17 protein-coding genes are annotated in these 17,058 nt (G+C 72.0%); 2 read left to right on the top strand and 15 right to left on the bottom strand.

Going from position 1 to position 17,058, the window contains the following annotated elements:
• Positions 1 to 402: 402 nt before the first annotated feature.
• Both tyrS and Asi02nite_RS04540 read right to left on the bottom strand, forming a co-directional pair.
• Positions 403 to 1,665 carry a tyrosine--tRNA ligase gene (tyrS, locus tag Asi02nite_RS04535; RefSeq protein ID WP_203710861.1) on the bottom strand — a complete coding sequence of 421 codons (1,263 nt, stop codon included), beginning with the start codon at positions 1,663 to 1,665 and terminating at the stop codon, positions 403 to 405.
• Positions 1,666 to 1,707: 42 nt separating this feature from the next.
• Positions 1,708 to 2,346 (bottom strand): FKBP-type peptidyl-prolyl cis-trans isomerase, encoded by a 639-nt coding sequence (locus Asi02nite_RS04540; protein WP_203710862.1) that lies wholly within the window; start codon positions 2,344 to 2,346, stop codon positions 1,708 to 1,710.
• Between the two features lie 131 nt (positions 2,347 to 2,477).
• On the opposite strand from Asi02nite_RS04540, the gene Asi02nite_RS04545 reads away from it, so the two are divergent.
• Positions 2,478 to 3,428: an NAD(P)-dependent alcohol dehydrogenase gene (locus tag Asi02nite_RS04545; protein ID WP_203710863.1), complete on the top strand. Its 951-nt coding sequence runs from the start codon at positions 2,478 to 2,480 to the stop codon at positions 3,426 to 3,428.
• Between the two features lie 12 nt (positions 3,429 to 3,440).
• On the opposite strand, the gene Asi02nite_RS04550 is transcribed toward Asi02nite_RS04545, so the two are convergent.
• The 3 genes from Asi02nite_RS04550 to Asi02nite_RS04560 are packed head-to-tail and all read right to left on the bottom strand — an operon-like array spanning position 3,441 to position 5,694.
• A complete protein-coding gene (locus Asi02nite_RS04550) occupies positions 3,441 to 3,842 on the bottom strand; it encodes a hypothetical protein (protein ID WP_203710864.1) in 402 nt (133 codons plus the stop codon).
• Between the two features lie 48 nt (positions 3,843 to 3,890).
• Positions 3,891 to 4,250, bottom strand: coding sequence for a PadR family transcriptional regulator (locus Asi02nite_RS04555; protein WP_203710865.1), 360 nt, complete (start codon positions 4,248 to 4,250; stop codon positions 3,891 to 3,893).
• A 10-nt stretch (positions 4,251 to 4,260) separates the two neighbouring features.
• Positions 4,261 to 5,694 (bottom strand): MFS transporter, encoded by a 1,434-nt coding sequence (locus Asi02nite_RS04560; RefSeq protein ID WP_203710866.1) that lies wholly within the window; start codon positions 5,692 to 5,694, stop codon positions 4,261 to 4,263.
• 88 nt (positions 5,695 to 5,782) lie between these two features.
• Between Asi02nite_RS04560 and Asi02nite_RS04565 the strand changes: the two genes are divergently transcribed.
• Positions 5,783 to 6,343 (top strand): TetR/AcrR family transcriptional regulator, encoded by a 561-nt coding sequence (locus tag Asi02nite_RS04565; protein WP_203710867.1) that lies wholly within the window; start codon positions 5,783 to 5,785, stop codon positions 6,341 to 6,343.
• A 42-nt stretch (positions 6,344 to 6,385) separates the two neighbouring features.
• On the opposite strand, the gene Asi02nite_RS04570 is transcribed toward Asi02nite_RS04565, so the two are convergent.
• The 10 genes from Asi02nite_RS04570 to argC all read right to left on the bottom strand — a co-directional run bounded on the left by Asi02nite_RS04570 (position 6,386) and on the right by argC (position 16,986).
• Positions 6,386 to 8,023, bottom strand: coding sequence for a glycoside hydrolase family 10-like protein (locus Asi02nite_RS04570; protein WP_239126472.1), 1,638 nt, complete (start codon positions 8,021 to 8,023; stop codon positions 6,386 to 6,388).
• 88 nt (positions 8,024 to 8,111) lie between these two features.
• Positions 8,112 to 8,732 (bottom strand): DNA-3-methyladenine glycosylase, encoded by a 621-nt coding sequence (locus tag Asi02nite_RS41405; RefSeq protein WP_239126474.1) that lies wholly within the window; start codon positions 8,730 to 8,732, stop codon positions 8,112 to 8,114.
• Positions 8,702 to 10,135 (bottom strand): argininosuccinate lyase, encoded by a 1,434-nt coding sequence (gene argH / locus Asi02nite_RS04575; protein ID WP_239126476.1) that lies wholly within the window; start codon positions 10,133 to 10,135, stop codon positions 8,702 to 8,704. Before argH ends, Asi02nite_RS41405 begins: the two co-directional genes overlap by 31 nt.
• Positions 10,136 to 10,152: 17 nt before the next feature.
• Positions 10,153 to 11,364 carry an argininosuccinate synthase gene (locus tag Asi02nite_RS04580; RefSeq protein ID WP_203710869.1) on the bottom strand — a complete coding sequence of 404 codons (1,212 nt, stop codon included), beginning with the start codon at positions 11,362 to 11,364 and terminating at the stop codon, positions 10,153 to 10,155.
• On the bottom strand, positions 11,364 to 11,867 hold the full coding sequence (locus Asi02nite_RS04585; RefSeq protein WP_203710870.1) for an arginine repressor: 504 nt from the start codon (positions 11,865 to 11,867) through the stop codon (positions 11,364 to 11,366). The genes Asi02nite_RS04580 and Asi02nite_RS04585 overlap by 1 nt, the downstream gene beginning before the upstream one ends.
• Complete coding sequence (gene argF / locus Asi02nite_RS04590; RefSeq protein WP_203710871.1) at positions 11,864 to 12,793, bottom strand: ornithine carbamoyltransferase; 930 nt, start codon at positions 12,791 to 12,793, stop codon at positions 11,864 to 11,866. Before argF ends, Asi02nite_RS04585 begins: the two co-directional genes overlap by 4 nt.
• Positions 12,790 to 13,944, bottom strand: coding sequence for an acetylornithine transaminase (locus Asi02nite_RS04595; RefSeq protein ID WP_203710872.1), 1,155 nt, complete (start codon positions 13,942 to 13,944; stop codon positions 12,790 to 12,792). The genes argF and Asi02nite_RS04595 overlap by 4 nt, the downstream gene beginning before the upstream one ends.
• Positions 13,941 to 14,837, bottom strand: coding sequence for an acetylglutamate kinase (gene argB, locus Asi02nite_RS04600; RefSeq protein ID WP_203710873.1), 897 nt, complete (start codon positions 14,835 to 14,837; stop codon positions 13,941 to 13,943). Before argB ends, Asi02nite_RS04595 begins: the two co-directional genes overlap by 4 nt.
• Positions 14,834 to 15,988, bottom strand: coding sequence for a bifunctional glutamate N-acetyltransferase/amino-acid acetyltransferase ArgJ (argJ, locus tag Asi02nite_RS04605; protein ID WP_203710874.1), 1,155 nt, complete (start codon positions 15,986 to 15,988; stop codon positions 14,834 to 14,836). Before argJ ends, argB begins: the two co-directional genes overlap by 4 nt.
• Entirely contained in the window at positions 15,985 to 16,986 is a 1,002-nt protein-coding gene (argC, locus tag Asi02nite_RS04610) for an N-acetyl-gamma-glutamyl-phosphate reductase (protein WP_203710875.1), read from the bottom strand. Before argC ends, argJ begins: the two co-directional genes overlap by 4 nt.
• Between the last annotated feature and the right edge of the window lie 72 nt (positions 16,987 to 17,058).

The following is a 17,058-nucleotide window of genomic DNA, read 5'->3' on the forward strand; positions in this document are numbered from 1 at the left end:
AAACATCCGGCCCGTTTCCGAGCCCTACGCCTGGGGCTTTGTTTTGTTTCCCGTGTCCGGCGCTTCCGCGCTGGGCACTTTTACTACGTTACCCGGTCCTTTCGGCGTTGTCAACCCGGTGTTTCCCGGTTTGTCATGCCTTGGGCGGGTTCCCCGTCCGCGGGCGCGCAGCAGCCAACCTGCCGAACTTCCGCTTCAGGGGATTTGGTAGGCCGGCCGCTGCGACTCTCGTCGCCGCGCGCCCGGTGCCCTACCGGCTCGCAAAGCTTACTACGTCGGTTTCGCCTCACCAAATCGACCCGTTGTCCGGATCGTTCCGTGTTGCTCCCGCCGTGCAGAAAGAAAGATACGCAGCCCCCGAGTTGATCGTCAAATCGGGGGGCTGCGTTCCGGGTCACATGATCAAAGAGAGACGCGCTCGACGCCGGCGAACGTGCGCTTCCCCCTGCGCAGCACGAGGAAACGCCCGTGCAGCAAGGCATCCGCGGGCACGGTGGCGTCCACGTCGGACACCCGCTCGTTGTTCACGTACGCCCCGCCCTCGGTGATCGCCCGCCGTGCTTCGTTGAGGCTGGAGACCAGCCCGGCGTCACGGAACAGCGCCGCCACGGGCGGCACCTCACCGCGTACCTCGAGCAGCCCTGCCTCGGAGAGCGCGGCCCGCAACGTGCCCGCGGCGAGGTCGCCCAGCGAACCCCGCCCGAACAGCGCCTGGCTCGCCGCGAGCACCTGGGCGGTCTCCTCCGCCCCGTGCACGAGCGTCGTCAGCTCCTCCGCCAACGCCCGCTGCCCCTCCCGGGCACCCGGCCGCTCGGCGGTCGCCCGTTCGAGCTCCTCGATCTCGGCGTGCGGCCGGAAGCTGAAGTAGCGCAGGTAGCGCACGACGTCGCGGTCGTCGGTGTTGAGCCAGAACTGGTAGAACGCGTACGGGCTCGTCAACGAGGGGTCGAGCCAGACCGAGGCGCCCTCCGTCTTGCCGAACTTGGTGCCGTCGGCCCGCGTCACCAGTGGCGTCACGAAGGCGTGCACCGGCCCACCGCCCCGCCGCCGGATGTAGTCGACGCCGGCGGTGATGTTGCCCCACTGGTCGGAGCCACCGAACTGCAGCGTGCACCCGTGTCGCTGGTGCAGCTCGTAGTAGTCGTGCGACTGGAGGAGCTGGTAGCTGAACTCGGTGAAGCTGATGCCGCTCTCCAGCCGCGCCTTGACCACCTCGCGCGCCAGCATCTTGTTGACCGGGAAGTGCTTGCCCACGTCGCGCAGGAAGCTGATCGCCGACATCGAGCCGGTCCAGTCGAGGTTGTTGACGAGCGTGGCCGCGTTGTCACCTTCGTAGGTGACGAACGGCCGGACCTGCTCGCGGATCGTGTCGACCCAGCCGGCGACCACCTCGGGCGGGTTGAGCGAGCGCTCGCTGCTCTCCCGTGGGTCACCGATCTGCCCGGTGGCGCCGCCGACGAGCAGCAGCGGCCTGTGGCCGGCGCGCTGGAGCCGCCGCGCGGTGAGCACCTGCATCAGGTGACCGACGTGCAGGCTCGCCGCGGTCGGGTCGAAGCCGACATAGAACGTCACCTGCCCCGAGTCCAGATGCTTACGCAGCTCGTCGAGGTCGGTGGAGTCCTGCAGCAGACCCCGCCACAGCAGGTCGTCGATGAATTCGCTCACGCCTGGATTGTCTCCCACCGGCCAGTGGTGATCGCACCCGGTTTACTGCACCGAGAGGACGTCCACCACGAACCGCAGATCGCCCGCCGGGTAGCCGGCCGGCGGGGTCTCGCCGTACCCGAGGTCGGCCGGGATGTCGAGCTGCAGCCGGCTGCCCTGCTTGGCGCCGACCAGGCCCTTCTCCCAGCCCTGGATGACGCTGTTGGAGCCGAGCTGCACCGGGAACGGCTGCCCGCTGTTCCAGGAGGCGTCGAACTCCTTGCCGTCCTTGTAGGTCACGCCGACGTAGTTGACCGTCACCGTCTGCCCGTTCTGCGCGGCGGGCCCGGTGCCCTCGATGAGCGGCGTCACCTTCAGCGCGGTGACGTCGCCCTCGCCGGCCGTGACCACGGGCTTGGTCTTGAGCTTCGGGTCGGCGTCGGCCGGGATCCCGTTCGCGGGCGGTGCGGCCGCCGAGGCACTGGGCGCCGAGCCGGTGGCCTGACCGGTGGTGTCGTCACCACCGCCGCGCACCAGCAGCACGACCGCCACCACGATGGCGACGACCGCGAGCGCCCCGAGCACGATCGCGAGCTGCTGGCGGCGGCGCTTGGCCTTCGCGGCCCGCTCGGCGGCGGCCTTGCGCGCGGCCTTGGCGGCGGCCTTCCGGTCGTTCTTCGTCTCGACCACGCGGTTGCTCACGGTGTTGTCGTCCTCACGGGTGGTGTCCGGCCGGCCCGGACCGCTTCGGACACGCTACCCGGGGTAGCTGACCTTCGGAACGCCGAAATCCCACCCGCCCCAGTGGACACGACCGTCGATACTGCCAAGACATGAGAGCGGTGGTGTACGACGCGTACGGGCCCCCGGAGACGCTGCGGGTCGAGGAGGTCGCGCGGCCGGTGCCCCGCGGCGACGAGGTGCTCGTCAAGGTGCACGCGGTCGGTGTCAACGCGTCCGACTGGGAGACGCAGGTCGGCACGCCGCTCTACGCGCGCATCGGCGGCCTCCGCCGGCCGCGGCACCGCACCCTGGGCTCCGACATCGCGGGCGTGGTCGAGGCGATCGGCCCGGCCGTGACCCGCGTCCGCGTCGGCGAGGAGGTCTTCGGCGACAACCTCGAGCGGATGGGCGGTTTCGCGGAATACGTCGTCGCGCGCGAGAAGGTCCTCGCGCCCAAGCATCCCGGCCTGTCGTTCGCGCAGGCCGCCGCCCTCCCCCAGTCCGGGGTCATCGCGCTGCAGGGCATCCGCGGCCCGCACCCGGTCGGCCCGGGTCACCGGGTGCTGGTCAACGGCGCCGGCGGCGGCACGGGCGCGCTCGCGATCCAACTCGCGAAGCTCGACGGCGCCGAGGTCACCGGCGTGGACAACACCGCCAAACAGGAGTTCATGCGTACGGCCGGCGCGGACCACGTCATCGACTACACCCGCACGGACTTCACCCGGCTGGGCGAGCGCTGGGACCTGGTGCTCGACCTGTCCGGCCACCACGGCGCGCTGGCGCACCGCCGCGCGCTGACACCGAAGGGCCGCTACCGCTGGGTCGGCGGCTCGATGAACACGATGCTCCAGGTGCTGGTCGGCGGCGCGCTGCTGGGCCGGCAGCGGATCCTGGTCGTCCGGCCCAACACCGCGGACCTGCTCACGATGGCCGACCTGTGCGCGTCGGGCACCCTGACGACGCACATCGAGCGCCACTACCGCCTCGACGAGGTCCCGGCCGCCCTGCGCCACCTCGGCGACGGCCGGGCCCTCGGGAAGCTCGTCGTCACGGTGGCCTGAGCGCGGCGCGGATCAGGCCGGGGCGGCCGTGGACAGGCCCGCGATCCAGGGGCGCAGGGCCCAACGGCGGGCCAGGACGACAGCCCCCGCCAGGATGCCACCGAACAGGGCGAACTCGACGGCCACGACCGGGAGGGCGGTGCTGTAGTTGACCGTCGCCGCGAAGGCCATCGTGATCGGGGTGGCGATCACTCCCGCGAGCGGGAGCAGCAGGGCCATCGCCAGCACCGTGCGGGCCATCGCCGGCAGGCGGTGGCGCAGGCGGAACCAGACCGTGAGCAGCGACGAGGCGAGCACCAGGGCCGACAGCGTCGCGTAGGTGCCCAGGACCGTCGCGAAGTCCGGCTGGCCGGCTCGCGGAGGTCGCCGCTCAGCCGGGCCGCGTCGCGCCGGCAGACATGCAGGCGCCGCCACTCGCGTTCGGCCGCCATGACCGTCTGCTCGAGGTTCCAGCGCTGGTATTCATTCATGGCCGCCTCCCGGCGAGTCAGCAAGAGTCGCGTCGACTGTGGTGACGAACCGCCGCCACTGCTGCCGCCAGGTCGCGAGCCGCTGGTGACCGGCGGGGGTGACCGCGTAGACCTTGCGGCGGGGCCCGCTCGGGCTCGCCTGTGTCTCGTCGACGACCAGGCCCTGCCGGCGCATGCGGGTCAGCAGCGGATAGACCGTGCCGTAGCCCCCGGCGTCCAGGCCGGCCTCGTCGAGGCGGCGGACGAGCTCGTAGCCGTGCGCCGGCTCCTTGGCCAGCAGCGCCAACATGCACATGTCGAGGGCGCCGCGCAGCAACTGGGTGTGCCGCTCGCCGCCCTCGACAGGTGTCATGCGAGACATACTAGTAAGAGCTATTAGGTGTCGTCAAATAGTGGCGGCGGCCGGGCAGCAGCAGACCGGCCAGCGCCGCACCGCCGACCACCGCGGCACCGACGAGGACGGCCGGGACCAGACCGTCGACATAGGACGACGGGGTCGCGTAGCTGCCGTGCGCCGCGAAGATGGACGCCAGCACGGCCACGCCGACCGCCACCCCGAACTCGCGGACCATGTTCATCGTCCCGGAGGCCACACCCTGGGAGTCCCGGTCGACACTGGCGAGCGCGACGGTGCTCAGCGGCGCGAAGGTCAGGCCCATCCCGATCCCGGCGAGGACGAACGCCGGTGCCAGGGAGCCGAAGCCGACGTCGACGGCGGTGCCCAGCGCGACCCAGAGCAGGCCGGCCCCGAGCAGCACCTGCCCGAGCACGATCAGGAAGCGGCTGCCCACCCGGCCGACCAGCAGACCCGCGATCGGCGCGACGACCATCGGCGCCGCCGTCCACGGCAGCGTGCGGATCCCCGAGCCGAACGGCCCCAGCCCCTGCACGACCTGGAAGAACTGTGCCAGCAGGAACACGGAGCCGAAGACACCCACGGAGAACAGGAACGCCACCACGTTGACGGCCGAGAAGGCCCGCGACCGGAACAGCCGCAGCGGGAGCATCGGCGCGGGCGCCCGCCGCTCCCAGGCGACGAACGCGGCGATCAGGACGCCGCCGGCGATCAGCGTGCCGAGCACCGACAGGGAGGTCCAGCCGCCGTCCTCGCCGTGCACGACGCCCCAGATCAGCGCGAACATGCCGGTCGAGATCAGCACCAGGCCCAGCGGGTCGAGCCGGCCGCGGCCGCCGTGCGACTCGGTGAGCACCGCCCGGACCAGCACGATGGCCAGCAGCCCGATCGGCACGTTGAGCCAGAAGATCCAGGTCCAGTCCAGGCCCTCGGCGACCGCGCCGCCGACGACCGGGCCGACCGCCACCCCGAGACCGCTGATCCCGCCCCAGATGCCGATCGCCGCGTTGCGCATGCGCTCGGGCACGGCGGCCGCCAGCAGCGTCAGCGACAGCGGCATGACCATCGCCCCGCCGACGCCCTGCACCGCCCGGGCGGCGGTCAGCATCCACGGCTCCGTGGCCAGCGCGCACGCCGCCGAGGCCAGCGTGAACAGCGCGATGCCCGCCACGAAGAGCCGGCGCCGGCCGATCCGGTCGCCGATCGCGGCCGCGGTGAGCAGCAGGGCCGCGAACGGCAGCGTGTACGCGTTGACGAACCAGGACAGGTCGGCCAGCGAGGCGCCCAGCGACTCGCGGATCACCGGCAGCGCCGTGGTCACGACCAGGTTGTCCAGCGTGACCATGAACATCGGCACGCCGACCGCGATCAGCACCGCGGCCAGCGACCGGGACCGGACCGGCGACACGCCCGGCGGCGCGGCCATCACGGAAGTGGTCATGACAGGGTCCCCCTTGTTGTTATCGACTGATAACTACGACGGTAGTTATCGACTGATAACCTGTCAACAGGCAGAGGGAGGAGACCCCGTGACACGCACCCGGCTCACCGCCGCCGAGCGCAGCGAGCAACTCGTCGACGCCGCGGTCACCGCGTTCGCCAAGGGCGGCTACGCGGGCACGACCACCGACGACGTGGCGCGGCTGGCCGGCGTCTCCCAGCCGTACGTGATCCGGCTGTTCCGCTCGAAGCAGGCGCTGTTCATCACCGTGATCGACCACGTGAGCACGCGCATCCAGCAGGTCTTCCGCGAGGCCGCGCCGGCCGAGGGCGCCCAGCTCACCGATCTCGCCGACGGGTTCGACCGGTTGCTGGCCGAGCGCCACCTGCTGCCGGTGCTGCTGCACGGGTTCGCCGCCGCCAACGCCGATGAGGAGATCGGCCGGACGGCCCGCGCCTGCTACGGCCGGATCTACGAGTTGGTACGGGAGCTGACCGGCGCGTCGGCGGAGGAGGCGCGGGACTTCATCGCCACCGGCATGCTGCTCACCGTGCTCGCCTCGATGCGGGTCATCGGCCCCGACCCGGTCGAGCAGGAGCCGTGGATGATCCAGATGGTCGAGAGCTTCGACCACCACCAGAAGCACTGACCGCCCACCACCCCGAGGGGCGGTGGGCGGTCACCTGAGGCGTCAGCGCACCGGGCGCGGAAGCCCCATGGGGCTCTCGTTCCACACGCGGTCGAGCGACGTCACCACGTAGGTGTAGCGCTGCCCCGCCTGCGCGGTCCGGTCCACGAACGTCTGCGTCGACCCGACGGCGCCGACCGCCCGCACCGTGTCGACGAGTTGGCCGGCATCGGCCAGGTCACACGCCCGCGGCAGGCGCGTGCCGTCCAGCCGGTACACGGCGTACGACGTCGCCTGCCCGAACGGCCCGACCTTGTCGAGCGGCTGCCGCCACTTCAGCGTCACCGCACCGGCGCCGTCCCGCGTGGCCGACGTGACCACCGGCGGCAGCAGCGGCTTGCGCGGCAGGTGCGGCATCGCGGGCACGATCGCCGGGTGCGCGTAGTGCTCGGCCGCGTAGATGTCGGTCGCGCCCAGCTTGTTGGACCGCACCTGCACGGCGCTGAAGTGCACGTGCCCGGAGACGTTGTAGTCGCGGGCGAACGCCAGGTGGTCGGTCATCTCGCGCGGGTCGTTCCAGTTGGTGTCGGCGTTGGCCGCGATCTTGTAGTCGGCCTCGCCGATGTAGAGCTGCACCCGCGTGCCACTGACCACATCGGACCACCACGGGATCAGCTTGCCGTAGTCGGCCACGGTGAACCCGATGCTCCAGTAGATCTGGGGCACGATGTAGTCGATCCACTCCTCCTTGACCCACTTGCGGGTGTCGGCGGAGATGATGTCGTACGACTGCGATCCGGCCGTGTCGGAGCCGAGCGGGTCAGCCGTCTTGTTGCGCCAGATGCCGAACGGGCTGATCCCGAACTTCACCCACGGCTTGGCCGCCTTGACCGCCGTGCCGAACTCGCGTACCAGCAGGTTGATATTGTCGCGGCGCCAGTCGGCCTTGTCGGTGAAACCACGGTTGTACGCCGCGAACGTCGCGTCGTCGGCGAAGTCCTGGTTGGCCGCCGGGTAGGGGTAGAAGTAGTCGTCGAAGTGCACGGCGTCGACGTCGTACCGCTTCACGGCGTCGAGCATCGCGGTCTGCACGAACGCCCGTACCTCGGGAATGCCCGGGTTGTAGTAGAGCCGCGCGCCGGCCGCGTTGATCGGGTAGGGCACGACCCAGTCGGGGTGGCTGCGCACCGGGTGGTTCGGCGCGAGCTTGTTGATGTCGACGCCGGCACCGTCGGGCATCGAGACGCGGTACGGGTTCATCCAGGCGTGGAACTCGAGGTTGCGCTTGTGTGCCTCGGCGATCACGAAGGCCAGCGGGTCCCAGCCCGGGTCCTGGCCGCGCACGCCGGTGAGGAACTCCGACCACGGCTCGTGCGGCGAGGGCCAGAACGCATCGGCGGTCGGCCGGACCTGCACGATCACGGCGGTGTGGTTGAGCCGCTCGGCGAGGTCGAGCCAGCCGAGATATTCGGCCTTCTGCGCGGCGACGACGTCGGACGCGGTCTGGGAGGCCTTGGTCGGCCAGTCGATGTTCACCACCGACGAGATCCACATCGCCCGGAACTGCCGCTTGGGCGCGGCCGGGTCGGTCACACACTCGCCGGCCGTCGCGCCGGCGGCCGCCGGTGCGGGCGCGACGACCGCCAACAGGGAAAGGGTCAACGCCGCGGCACCGAGCGCCGCGCCGAGTCTGCGTGCCACGTGCGTACCTCCATGAAGATTTTCAGCCATCAGGTGGTGCGTACTGAAGGAAATCTTCAAGGCAAGCGAACGTGAAAGCAAGACCTTCTTAGCTGCGTTTCGCCACATGCCGACGGTAGGTGCTGACCGTGGGGTCGCCGGTGATCCAGAACCGCCATTCCAGGTCGTGCGCGCCCGTCACCCCGACTCGCGGGCCGGCGGAGATCGCATCAGCCGGCGGCGAGGTCGTGCCCCAGGTCAGCCGCACCGGGCTTGACGGCGACAGCAGGTCGAGGCCGTAACCGGAGCGGTCGATGCCCAACGCCGAGCACAACCGGGCCGGGCCGCGGGCCAGGTCGAGGTCGCGCTTGACGGCCGGGCGGCGGGCGCGGGCCGCGTCCAGACCCGACACGACCTCGCCCGCCCGCAGCAACACCGCCGACGCGATGCCCGGCGTGCCCGTGACCACGTTCATGCACCAGTGCATGCCGTAGGTGAAGTAGACGTACGAGAAGCCGGCCGGGCCGAACATGATGGCGTTGCGCTCCGTGCGGCCGCGGTGGGCGTGCGAGGCCGGGTCCTCGCCCGTCCCCGCGTACGCCTCCACCTCGGTCAACCGCACCGAGACGCCGCCCGCCGTCAGCACGCAGCCGAGCAGCGAGCGCGCCGCGACGTCGACCGGGCCGGCCAGCACCGACCTCAGCGCGGGACGACGCGCTGCGCGGTCCACTCCCGCCAGCCCTCCAGCTTGTCCTGCACCGACGCCAACTGGTCGGCGACCGGGCCCGGACCCGTCGAGCCCGGCGTCGTGCGCGACGCCAGCGCCGACTCGACCGTCAGCACCTGCCGCACTTCGGGGGTCAGCAGCGGGCTCACCCCGCGCAGGTCGTCGTCCGACAGGTCGTCGAAACCGCAGCCGCGGGACTCGCACAGCGAGACCAGCTTGCCGGTCACCTCGTGCGCCTCGCGGAACGGCACGTTCTGCCGGACCAGCCAGTCCGCGACCTCGGTGGCGAGGGTGAAGCCCACCGGAGCGGCGGCGGCCAGGCGGTCCGCCCGTACCGTCATCGTCGAGATCATCCCGGCCAGCGCCGGCAGCAGCAGTTCCAGCGTGTCGACCGCGTCGAAGACCGGCTCCTTGTCCTCCTGCATGTCGCGGTCGTAGGTCAGCGGCAGGCCCTTGAGCATCGTCAGCACCGCGACGAGGCCACCCACGAGCCGGCCGGACTTGCCCCGGGCCAGCTCGGCGATGTCCGCGTTCTTCTTCTGCGGCATGATCGACGAGCCCGTGGCGAACGCGTCGTCGAGCTCGACCCAGCCGAACTCCTGCGAGGTCCAGAGCACGACCTCCTCGCCGAGCCGGGACAGGTGCACCCCGGCCATCGCCGTGATGAACAGGAACTCGGCCACGAAGTCGCGGTCGGCGACGGCGTCCATCGAGTTGGCCGCCGACGTGGTGAAGCCCAGCTCCTTGGCCACCACCACCGGGTCCAGCGGCAGCGACGAGCCGGCCAGCGCGCCCGCGCCGAGCGGCGAGATCGCCGTGCGCTTGTCCCAGTCGCGGAGCCGGTCGAGGTCGCGCAGCAGCGGCTGCACGTGCGCCAGCAGCCAGTGCCCGAAGGTGACCGGCTGGGCGTGCTGCACGTGGGTCATGCCGGGCGCGGGCGTCTCGACGTGCTGCGCGGCCTGCGAGACAAGAGCGTCGGCGAGCTCGACGAGCCGAGCCGCCACCCCCCGCGCGTGGTCGCGCAGATACAGGCGCAGGTCGGTGGCGACCTGGTCGTTCCGGGACCGGCCGGCGCGCAGCTTGCCGCCGAGCGTGCCGAGCCGCTCCAGGAGCCCGCGCTCGAGCGCGGTGTGCACGTCCTCGTCGTCGACCGTCGGCCGGAACGACCCGGAGGCGCAGGCGGCCTCCAGGTCGTCGAGCGCGGCCAGCATCCGACCCAGCTCCTCCGCGTCGAGCAGGCCGGCGTGCGCGAGCACGCGGGCGTGCGCCCGGGAGCCCGCCAGGTCGTAGGGGGCGAGGCGCCAGTCGAACTGGACGCTCACCGACAGGCGGGCGAGGGCCTCCGCGGGGCCGCCGGCGAACCGGCCGCCCCACAGGCTCGTACGCGAAACAGACTGATCGGTCACGGACACCATTCTGTCGGTCACGCCGACGGGCCACCCAACCGGGCATCCCGGGCGGCCGCCATCCGCGACGGCAGGCCCCACAGCTGGACGAAGCCTTTGGCCAGCGACTGGTCGAAGGTGTCGCCGGTGTCGTAGGTGGCCAGGCCGAAGTCGTACAGCGAGGACTCCGAGCGGCGGCCGGTGACCGTCGCGCGGCCGCCGTGCAGGGTCAGCCGCACCTCGCCGGAGACGTGCCGCTGGGTCTCGGCGATGAACGCGTCCAGCGAGGCCTTGAGCGGCGAGAACCAGAGCCCGTCGTACGCGAGCTCCGCCCAGCGCTGGTCGACGCCCTTCTTGAACCGGGCCACGTCGCGCTCGACGGTGACGGCCTCCAGCTCCTGGTGGGCGGTGATCAGCGCGATCGCGCCCGGAGCCTCGTACACCTCGCGGCTCTTGATCCCGACCAGCCGGTCCTCGACCATGTCGAGGCGGCCGACGCCCTGGGCACCGGCGCGCCGGTTGAGCTCCGCCACGGCCTGGAACGGCGTCACGGTCTCACCGTCGATCGCGACCGGGATGCCGGCGTCGAAGGTGATGACGACCTCGTCGGCGTCGCGCGGCTCGGCCGGGTTGCTGGTGTAGGAGTAGACGTCCTCGATCGGGCCGTTCCAGATGTCCTCCAGGAAGCCCGTCTCGACGGCGCGACCCCACAGGTTCTGGTCGATCGAGTACGGCGACTTCGCCGACACGTCGATCGGCAGGCCCTTCTCCTCCGCGTACGCGATGGCCTTGTCCCGGGTCCAGGCGAAGTCGCGGGCCGGGGCGACCACCTGGAGGTCGGGCGCGAGCGCGCCGAGGCCGACCTCGAACCGCACCTGGTCGTTGCCCTTGCCGGTGCAGCCGTGCGAGACGATCGTGCCGCCGTGCTTGCGCGCCGCGGCCACCAGGTGCTTGACGATCAGCGGCCGGGACAGCGCCGAGACCAGCGGGTAGCGGTCCATGTAGAGGGCGTTGGCGCGGATCGCGGGCAGGCAGTAGTCGGCCGCGAACTCGTCGCGGGCGTCGACGACCTCCGACTCCACGGCGCCGCAGTCGATCGCCCGCTGGCGGATCACGCCCATGTCCTCGCCGCCCTGGCCGACGTCGACCGCCACCGCGATCACCTCGGCGCCGGTCTTCTCGGCGAGGTACGGAATCGCGACGGAGGTGTCGAGACCTCCGGAATATGCGAGGACGACACGCTCAGTCATCAATTGCTCCCTTCGAGTGGTTCTCCGGCCCAGCCGGAAAGCTTGTCGGCCAGGGCGGCGCCGCCCATGGCGTCCCGTGACACGACGAGGATGGTGTCGTCGCCGGCGATGGTGCCGACGACCTCCGGCAGGCCTGTGCGGTCCAGCGCGCTGGCCAGGAACTGCGCGGCGCCCGGCGGGGTGCGCAGCACGGCGATGTTGCCGCTCGCGTCGACCCCGGTGAGCAGCTCGCGGAGCAGCCGGACGAGCTTGGCCGAGGCGGTCTCGGCGTCCCGCAGCGGGCGGTGCCCGTCCTCCGGGATCACGTACGCGGCCGGCCCGTCGGCGCCGCGCACCTTGACGGCGCGCAGCTCCTCGAGGTCGCGCGACAGCGTCGCCTGGGTGACCACGAGGCCGTCGCCGGCGAGCAGCTCGGCCAGCTCGGTCTGCGACCGGATCTCCTTGGCCCGGATCAGCTCGACGATCCGGGCATGCCGCGCCGCGCGCGTGACAGGCGACGTCACTGCTGCTCACCCACCAGGAACGCGAGCAGCGCCTTCTGGGCGTGCAGGCGGTTCTCCGCCTGGTCCAGCACGGCGCTCTGGGTGCCGTCGAGCACGTCGTCGGTGATCTCGTGGCCGCGGTGCGCCGGCAGGCAGTGCAGCACCACCGCGTGCGGCGCGGCCTGCGCGACCAGCTCGGCGTCGATCCGGTACGGCAGGAACGGCGTGATCCGGTCGTACCCGTCGGACTCCTGGCCCATCGAGGTCCAGGTGTCGGTGGCGATCACGTCGGTGCCGCGGACCGCGACGTTCGGATCGCTTATGGTGCGCACCGAACCGCCGGTGGTGGCCGCGATCTCGGTCGCCCGCTCCAGGATCGCCGGGTCCGGCGCGTGCGCCTCGGGGCCGGAGATCCGCACGTGCATGCCGGCCGTGGCGCCGGCCAGCAGGTAGGAGTGCGCCATGTTGTTGCTCGCGTCGCCCACGTAGGTGAGGACCCGGCCTTGGGTGCCGCCGCACCGCTCCCGCACCGTCAGCAGGTCGGCCAGGAGCTGGCACGGGTGGAAACCGTCGGTGAGCGCGTTGACCACGGGAACGGTGGCGCCGGACGCGATCTCGGCGAGGTGGCTGTCGGCGAACGTCCGCACGACGATCGCGGAGACGTAGCGGGACAGCACGCGGCCCGCGTCCTGCGGGGTCTCGCCCCGGCCGGAGTGGGTGCCGCCGCCGTCGATCACGATCGGGTTGCCGCCGAGCTCGGCGATGCCGGCCGCGAACGACACGCGCGTACGCAGGCTCTGCTTGTCGAACAGCACCGCGACCGAGCGCGGCCCCTCCAGGGTGCGGTACTTGAACCGGTCGGCCTTCATCGCGGCGGCCAGGTCGAGCACGGCCGACTGCTCGGCCGGGTTCAGGTCGTCGTCGCGGAGGAAGTGTCTGACGGTCACGGGAGTACCTCGGCTAGGGCCGTCACGAACGCGTCGGCCTGGTCGGCGGAGAGGATCAGGGGTGGTGCCAGCCGGATCACGCCCGGCTGGACGGGGTTGACCAGGAATCCGGCGTCCCGCAGTTTGCTGGCGACGTCGGCGGAGACCGGCTCGGTGAACACGATGCCGAGCAGCAGGCCGGCACCGCGCACCTCGCCGACCAGCGGGTGGCCGATCGCCTCGATGCCGCGCCGCAGCCGCTCGCCGACCCGCTTGACCGAGTCGAGCAGGCCCTCGTTGGCGATCGTGCCGATCACCGCGAGCGCGGCCGCGCAGGCGACCGGGTTGCCGCCGAAGGTGGTGCCGTGCAGCCCGGGCCCGAGCAGCTCGCCGGCCTGCCCGAACGCGACGCAGGCGCCGATCGGCAGACCGCCGCCGAGCCCCTTGGCCAGGGTGATGACGTCGGGCTCGACGCCGTCGGCCTGGTGCGCGAACCAGTGGCCGGTGCGGCCGATGCCGGTCTGCACCTCGTCGAGGACGAGCAGGGCGCCGTGCTTCGCGGTGATCTCGCGGGCCGCGGCGAGGTAGCCGGGCGGCGGCACGACGACGCCGTTCTCGCCCTGGATCGGCTCGAGGATGACCATCGCGGTCTCGCTCGTGACGACCCGCTCCAATGCGGCGGCGTCGCCGTAGTCGACGTGGGTCACCTCGCCGGGCAGCGGGCGGAACGGGTCGACCTTGGCGGGCTGACCGGTCAGCGCGAGCGCGCCCATCGTCCGGCCGTGGAACCCACCGTGCGTCGCGACCACGTGGCCGCGGCCCGTCAGCCGGGACAGCTTGAACGCGGCCTCGTTGGCCTCGGCGCCGGAGTTGCTGAAGAACACCCGGCCCGGCCGGCCGGCCAGCGCCAGCAGCAGCTCGGCCAGCGCGACCGGCGGCTCGGCGACATAGAGGTTGGAGACGTGGCCGAGCGTGCCGATCTGGCGGCTGACGGCCTCGACCACGGCCGGGTGGGCGTGGCCGAGCGCGTTGACCGCGATGCCGCCGAGCATGTCGACATAGGACCTGCCGGCCTCGTCGGTGAGCACCGCGCCGGCCCCGCGGACCAACGCCAGGGGCGGCGTGCCGTAGTTGTCCATCATGGACCGCTGCCAGCGGTCGACCAGCGTCATGACGCGTTCACCACCATGGTTCCGAAACCCTCCGACGTGAACACTTCGAGCAGAGTGGAGTGGGCGACGCGACCGTCGACCACGTGCGCGGCGGGCACCCCGCCACGCACCGCGCGCAGGCACGCCTCCATCTTCGGCACCATGCCCGCGGCGAGGCTCGGGAGCAGGTGTTCGAGGTCGGTGGCGGTGATCTGGGAGATCAGGCTGTCGGTGTCGGGCCAGTCGGCGTAGAGGCCGGGCACGTCGGTGAGCACGACCAGCTTGCGGGCCTCCAGCGCGACGGCCAGCGCGGCCGCGGCCGTGTCGGCGTTGAGGTTGTGCAGCACGCCCTCGGCGTCCGGCGCGACCGTCGAGATGACCGGGATCCGGCCGGCCGCGATCAGGTCGTCGACCGCCGAGGTGTGCACGCTGGCGACGTCGCCGACCTGGCCGACGTCGACCGGCTGCCCGTCGACGAACGCGGGCCGGCGCACGGCCGTGAACAGCCGGGCGTCCTCGCCGGAGAGCCCGACCGCGAACGGGCCGTGCTCGTTGATCAGGTTGACCAGCTCGCGGCCGACCTGGCCGACCAGCACCATCCGCACGACGTCCATCGCCTCGGGGGTGGTGACCCGCAGGCCGCCGCGGAACTCGGTGACGATGCCGAGCCGTTCCAGCATCTTCGAGATCTGCGGGCCGCCGCCGTGCACGACGACCGGCTTGAGGCCGGCGTAACGGAGGAACACCATGTCGGCCGCGAAGGCCCGCTGGAGCTCCGGGTCGACCATGGCGTTGCCGCCGTACTTGACCACGACCGTGGCGCCGTGGAACCGGGCCAGCCAGGGCAGCGCCTCGATCAGGGTGGCCGCCTTGACCTGCGCGTCGGTCAGGTCGCGGGACAGGGAAGCGGTCATGTCGAGTAGGCCGAGTTCTCGTGGACGTACCCGTGGGAGAGGTCGTTGGTCCAGATGATGGCTGTGGCCGGGCCGGCGTGCAGGTCGAGCTTGACGGTGACGTCGCGGCCGCTCAGGTCCACCTTGGAGCGGTCCTCGGCGGCGGCGCCGCCCTTGCAGACCCAGACCCCGTTGACCGCCACGTCGAGCTGGTCCGGGTCGAAGGCGGCGGCCGTGGTGCCGACCGCCGCGAGGATCCGGCCCCAGTTGGGGTCGTTGCCGAACAGCGCGGTCTTGACCAGGTTGTTGCGGGCGATGCTCCGGCCGACCTCGACGGCGTCGTCCTCGGAGGCGGCGCCGGTGATCTCGACGGCCACCTTCTTGGTGGCGCCCTCGGCGTCGTCGACGAGTTGCTCGCACAGGTCCTGGCAGGCGGCGGTGACGGCCGCGGCCAGCTCGTCGCGGGTCGGCGTGACCCCGGAGGCGCCGCTGGCCAGCAGGAGCACGGTGTCGTTGGTGGACATGCAGCCGTCGGAGTCGACGCGGTCGAAGGTGACGCGGGTCGCCGCGCGCAGCACCGCGTCGAGCGTCGCCGGGTCGGCGACGGCGTCGGTGGTCAGCACGCAGAGCATGGTGGCCAGGCCGGGCGCGAGCATGCCGGCGCCCTTGGCCATGCCGCCGACGGTCCAGCCGGCCCCGGTGACCACAGTGGACTTCGGCTTGGTGTCGGTGGTCATGATGGCGCGGGCCGCCGCGGCGCCGCCGTCCTGGGCGAGGGCCTCCGCGGCCGCGGTGACGCCGGGCAGCAGCTTGTCCATCGGGAGGCGCTCGCCGATCAGGCCGGTGGAGCAGACGGCGACCTCGCCGGCGCCGATCGTGGCGAGTGTCGCGGCGACGTGCTCCGCCGTGGCGTGCGTGTCCTGGAAGCCGAGCGGGCCCGTGCAGGCGTTGGCGCCACCCGAGTTGAGGATGACGGCGCGCACCTCTCCCCCGCGCACGACCTGCTCGGACCAGAGCACCGGTGCGGCCTTGACCCGGTTGGCGGTGAAGACGCCGGCCACCGCGGCCGAGGGCCCGTCGTTGACGACGAGGGCGACGTCGGGGTTGCCGCTGGGCTTGAGCCCGGCAGCGACGCCGGAAGCCCGGAACCCCTTTGGTGTCGTGACCGTCATGGCATGACTCCGAAGGCGGACAGGCCGGCGGTCTCCGGCAGGCCGAGCATGAGGTTGGCGCACTGCACGGCCTGGCCGGCGGCGCCCTTGCCGAGGTTGTCGAGCGCGCTGACGACGATGACGCGGCCGGAGTCGCGGTCGACCGTCACCTGCAGGTGGCACGCATTAGAGCCGAGGGTGGCCGCGGTCCGCGGGAAGGTGCCGTCCGGCAGGACCCGGACAAACGATTCGCCGGCGTACGCGTCGCGCAGCGTCGCCGCCGGGTCGGCCGTGCCCGTGGGGCGCGCGGTGACGGTGGCCAGGATGCCCCGCGGCATGGGCGCGAGCATGGGCGTGAACGAGAGCGAGCGGGCGCCGGTGGCCTGCTTGATCTCGGGGACGTGCTGGTGCGTACCGGTCTTGTAGGTCGACAGGTCGCCCATCACCTCGCTGGCGAGCAGGTGCGGCTTGACGGCCTTGCCGGCGCCGGTGGTGCCGGAAGCTGCGACCACCACGACGTCGTCGGCCTCGACGGCACCGGCCGCGATCAGCGGGGCCAGCGCCAACGTGATCGTCGCGGCGTAGCAGCCGGTGTTGGCGACCCGCCCGGCGGCGGCGATCGCGGCGCGCTGGCCGGGCAGCTCGGGCAGCCCGTAGGTCCAGGCGCCGGCGTGCGGGCCGCCGTAGTAGCTCTCCCAGGCCGCGGGGTCGGTCAGCCGGTGGTCGGCACCGAGGTCGACGACGCGGACGGCGTCGGGGAGCCGGGCCGCGAGCGCGGCCGACTCGCCGTGCGGAAGGGCCAGGAAGACCAGATCGGCGTCGGCGAGGGCGGCCGGGTCGGTGGCGGTGAGGGTGACGTCGAGGCCCGCGAGCTGCGGATGCACGGCGGAGAGGGCGGCGCCGGCCTGACTGTGCGCGGTGGCGGCGACGAGGTCGAGCTCGGGGTGCCCGGCGATGAGGCGCACGAGCTCGCCGCCCGCATACCCACTCGCCCCGGCCACCGCGACCCGGATACCCATAACCACCTCCGCATGACTATGCGCTGAACGGTATCAGCCCACGCTCCCCAGCCGCAAGATCATGCGGTCCGC

Source organism: Asanoa siamensis (assembly GCF_016862555.1).
In the GTDB taxonomy this organism is placed as follows: Bacteria; Actinomycetota; Actinomycetes; order Mycobacteriales; family Micromonosporaceae; genus Asanoa; species Asanoa siamensis.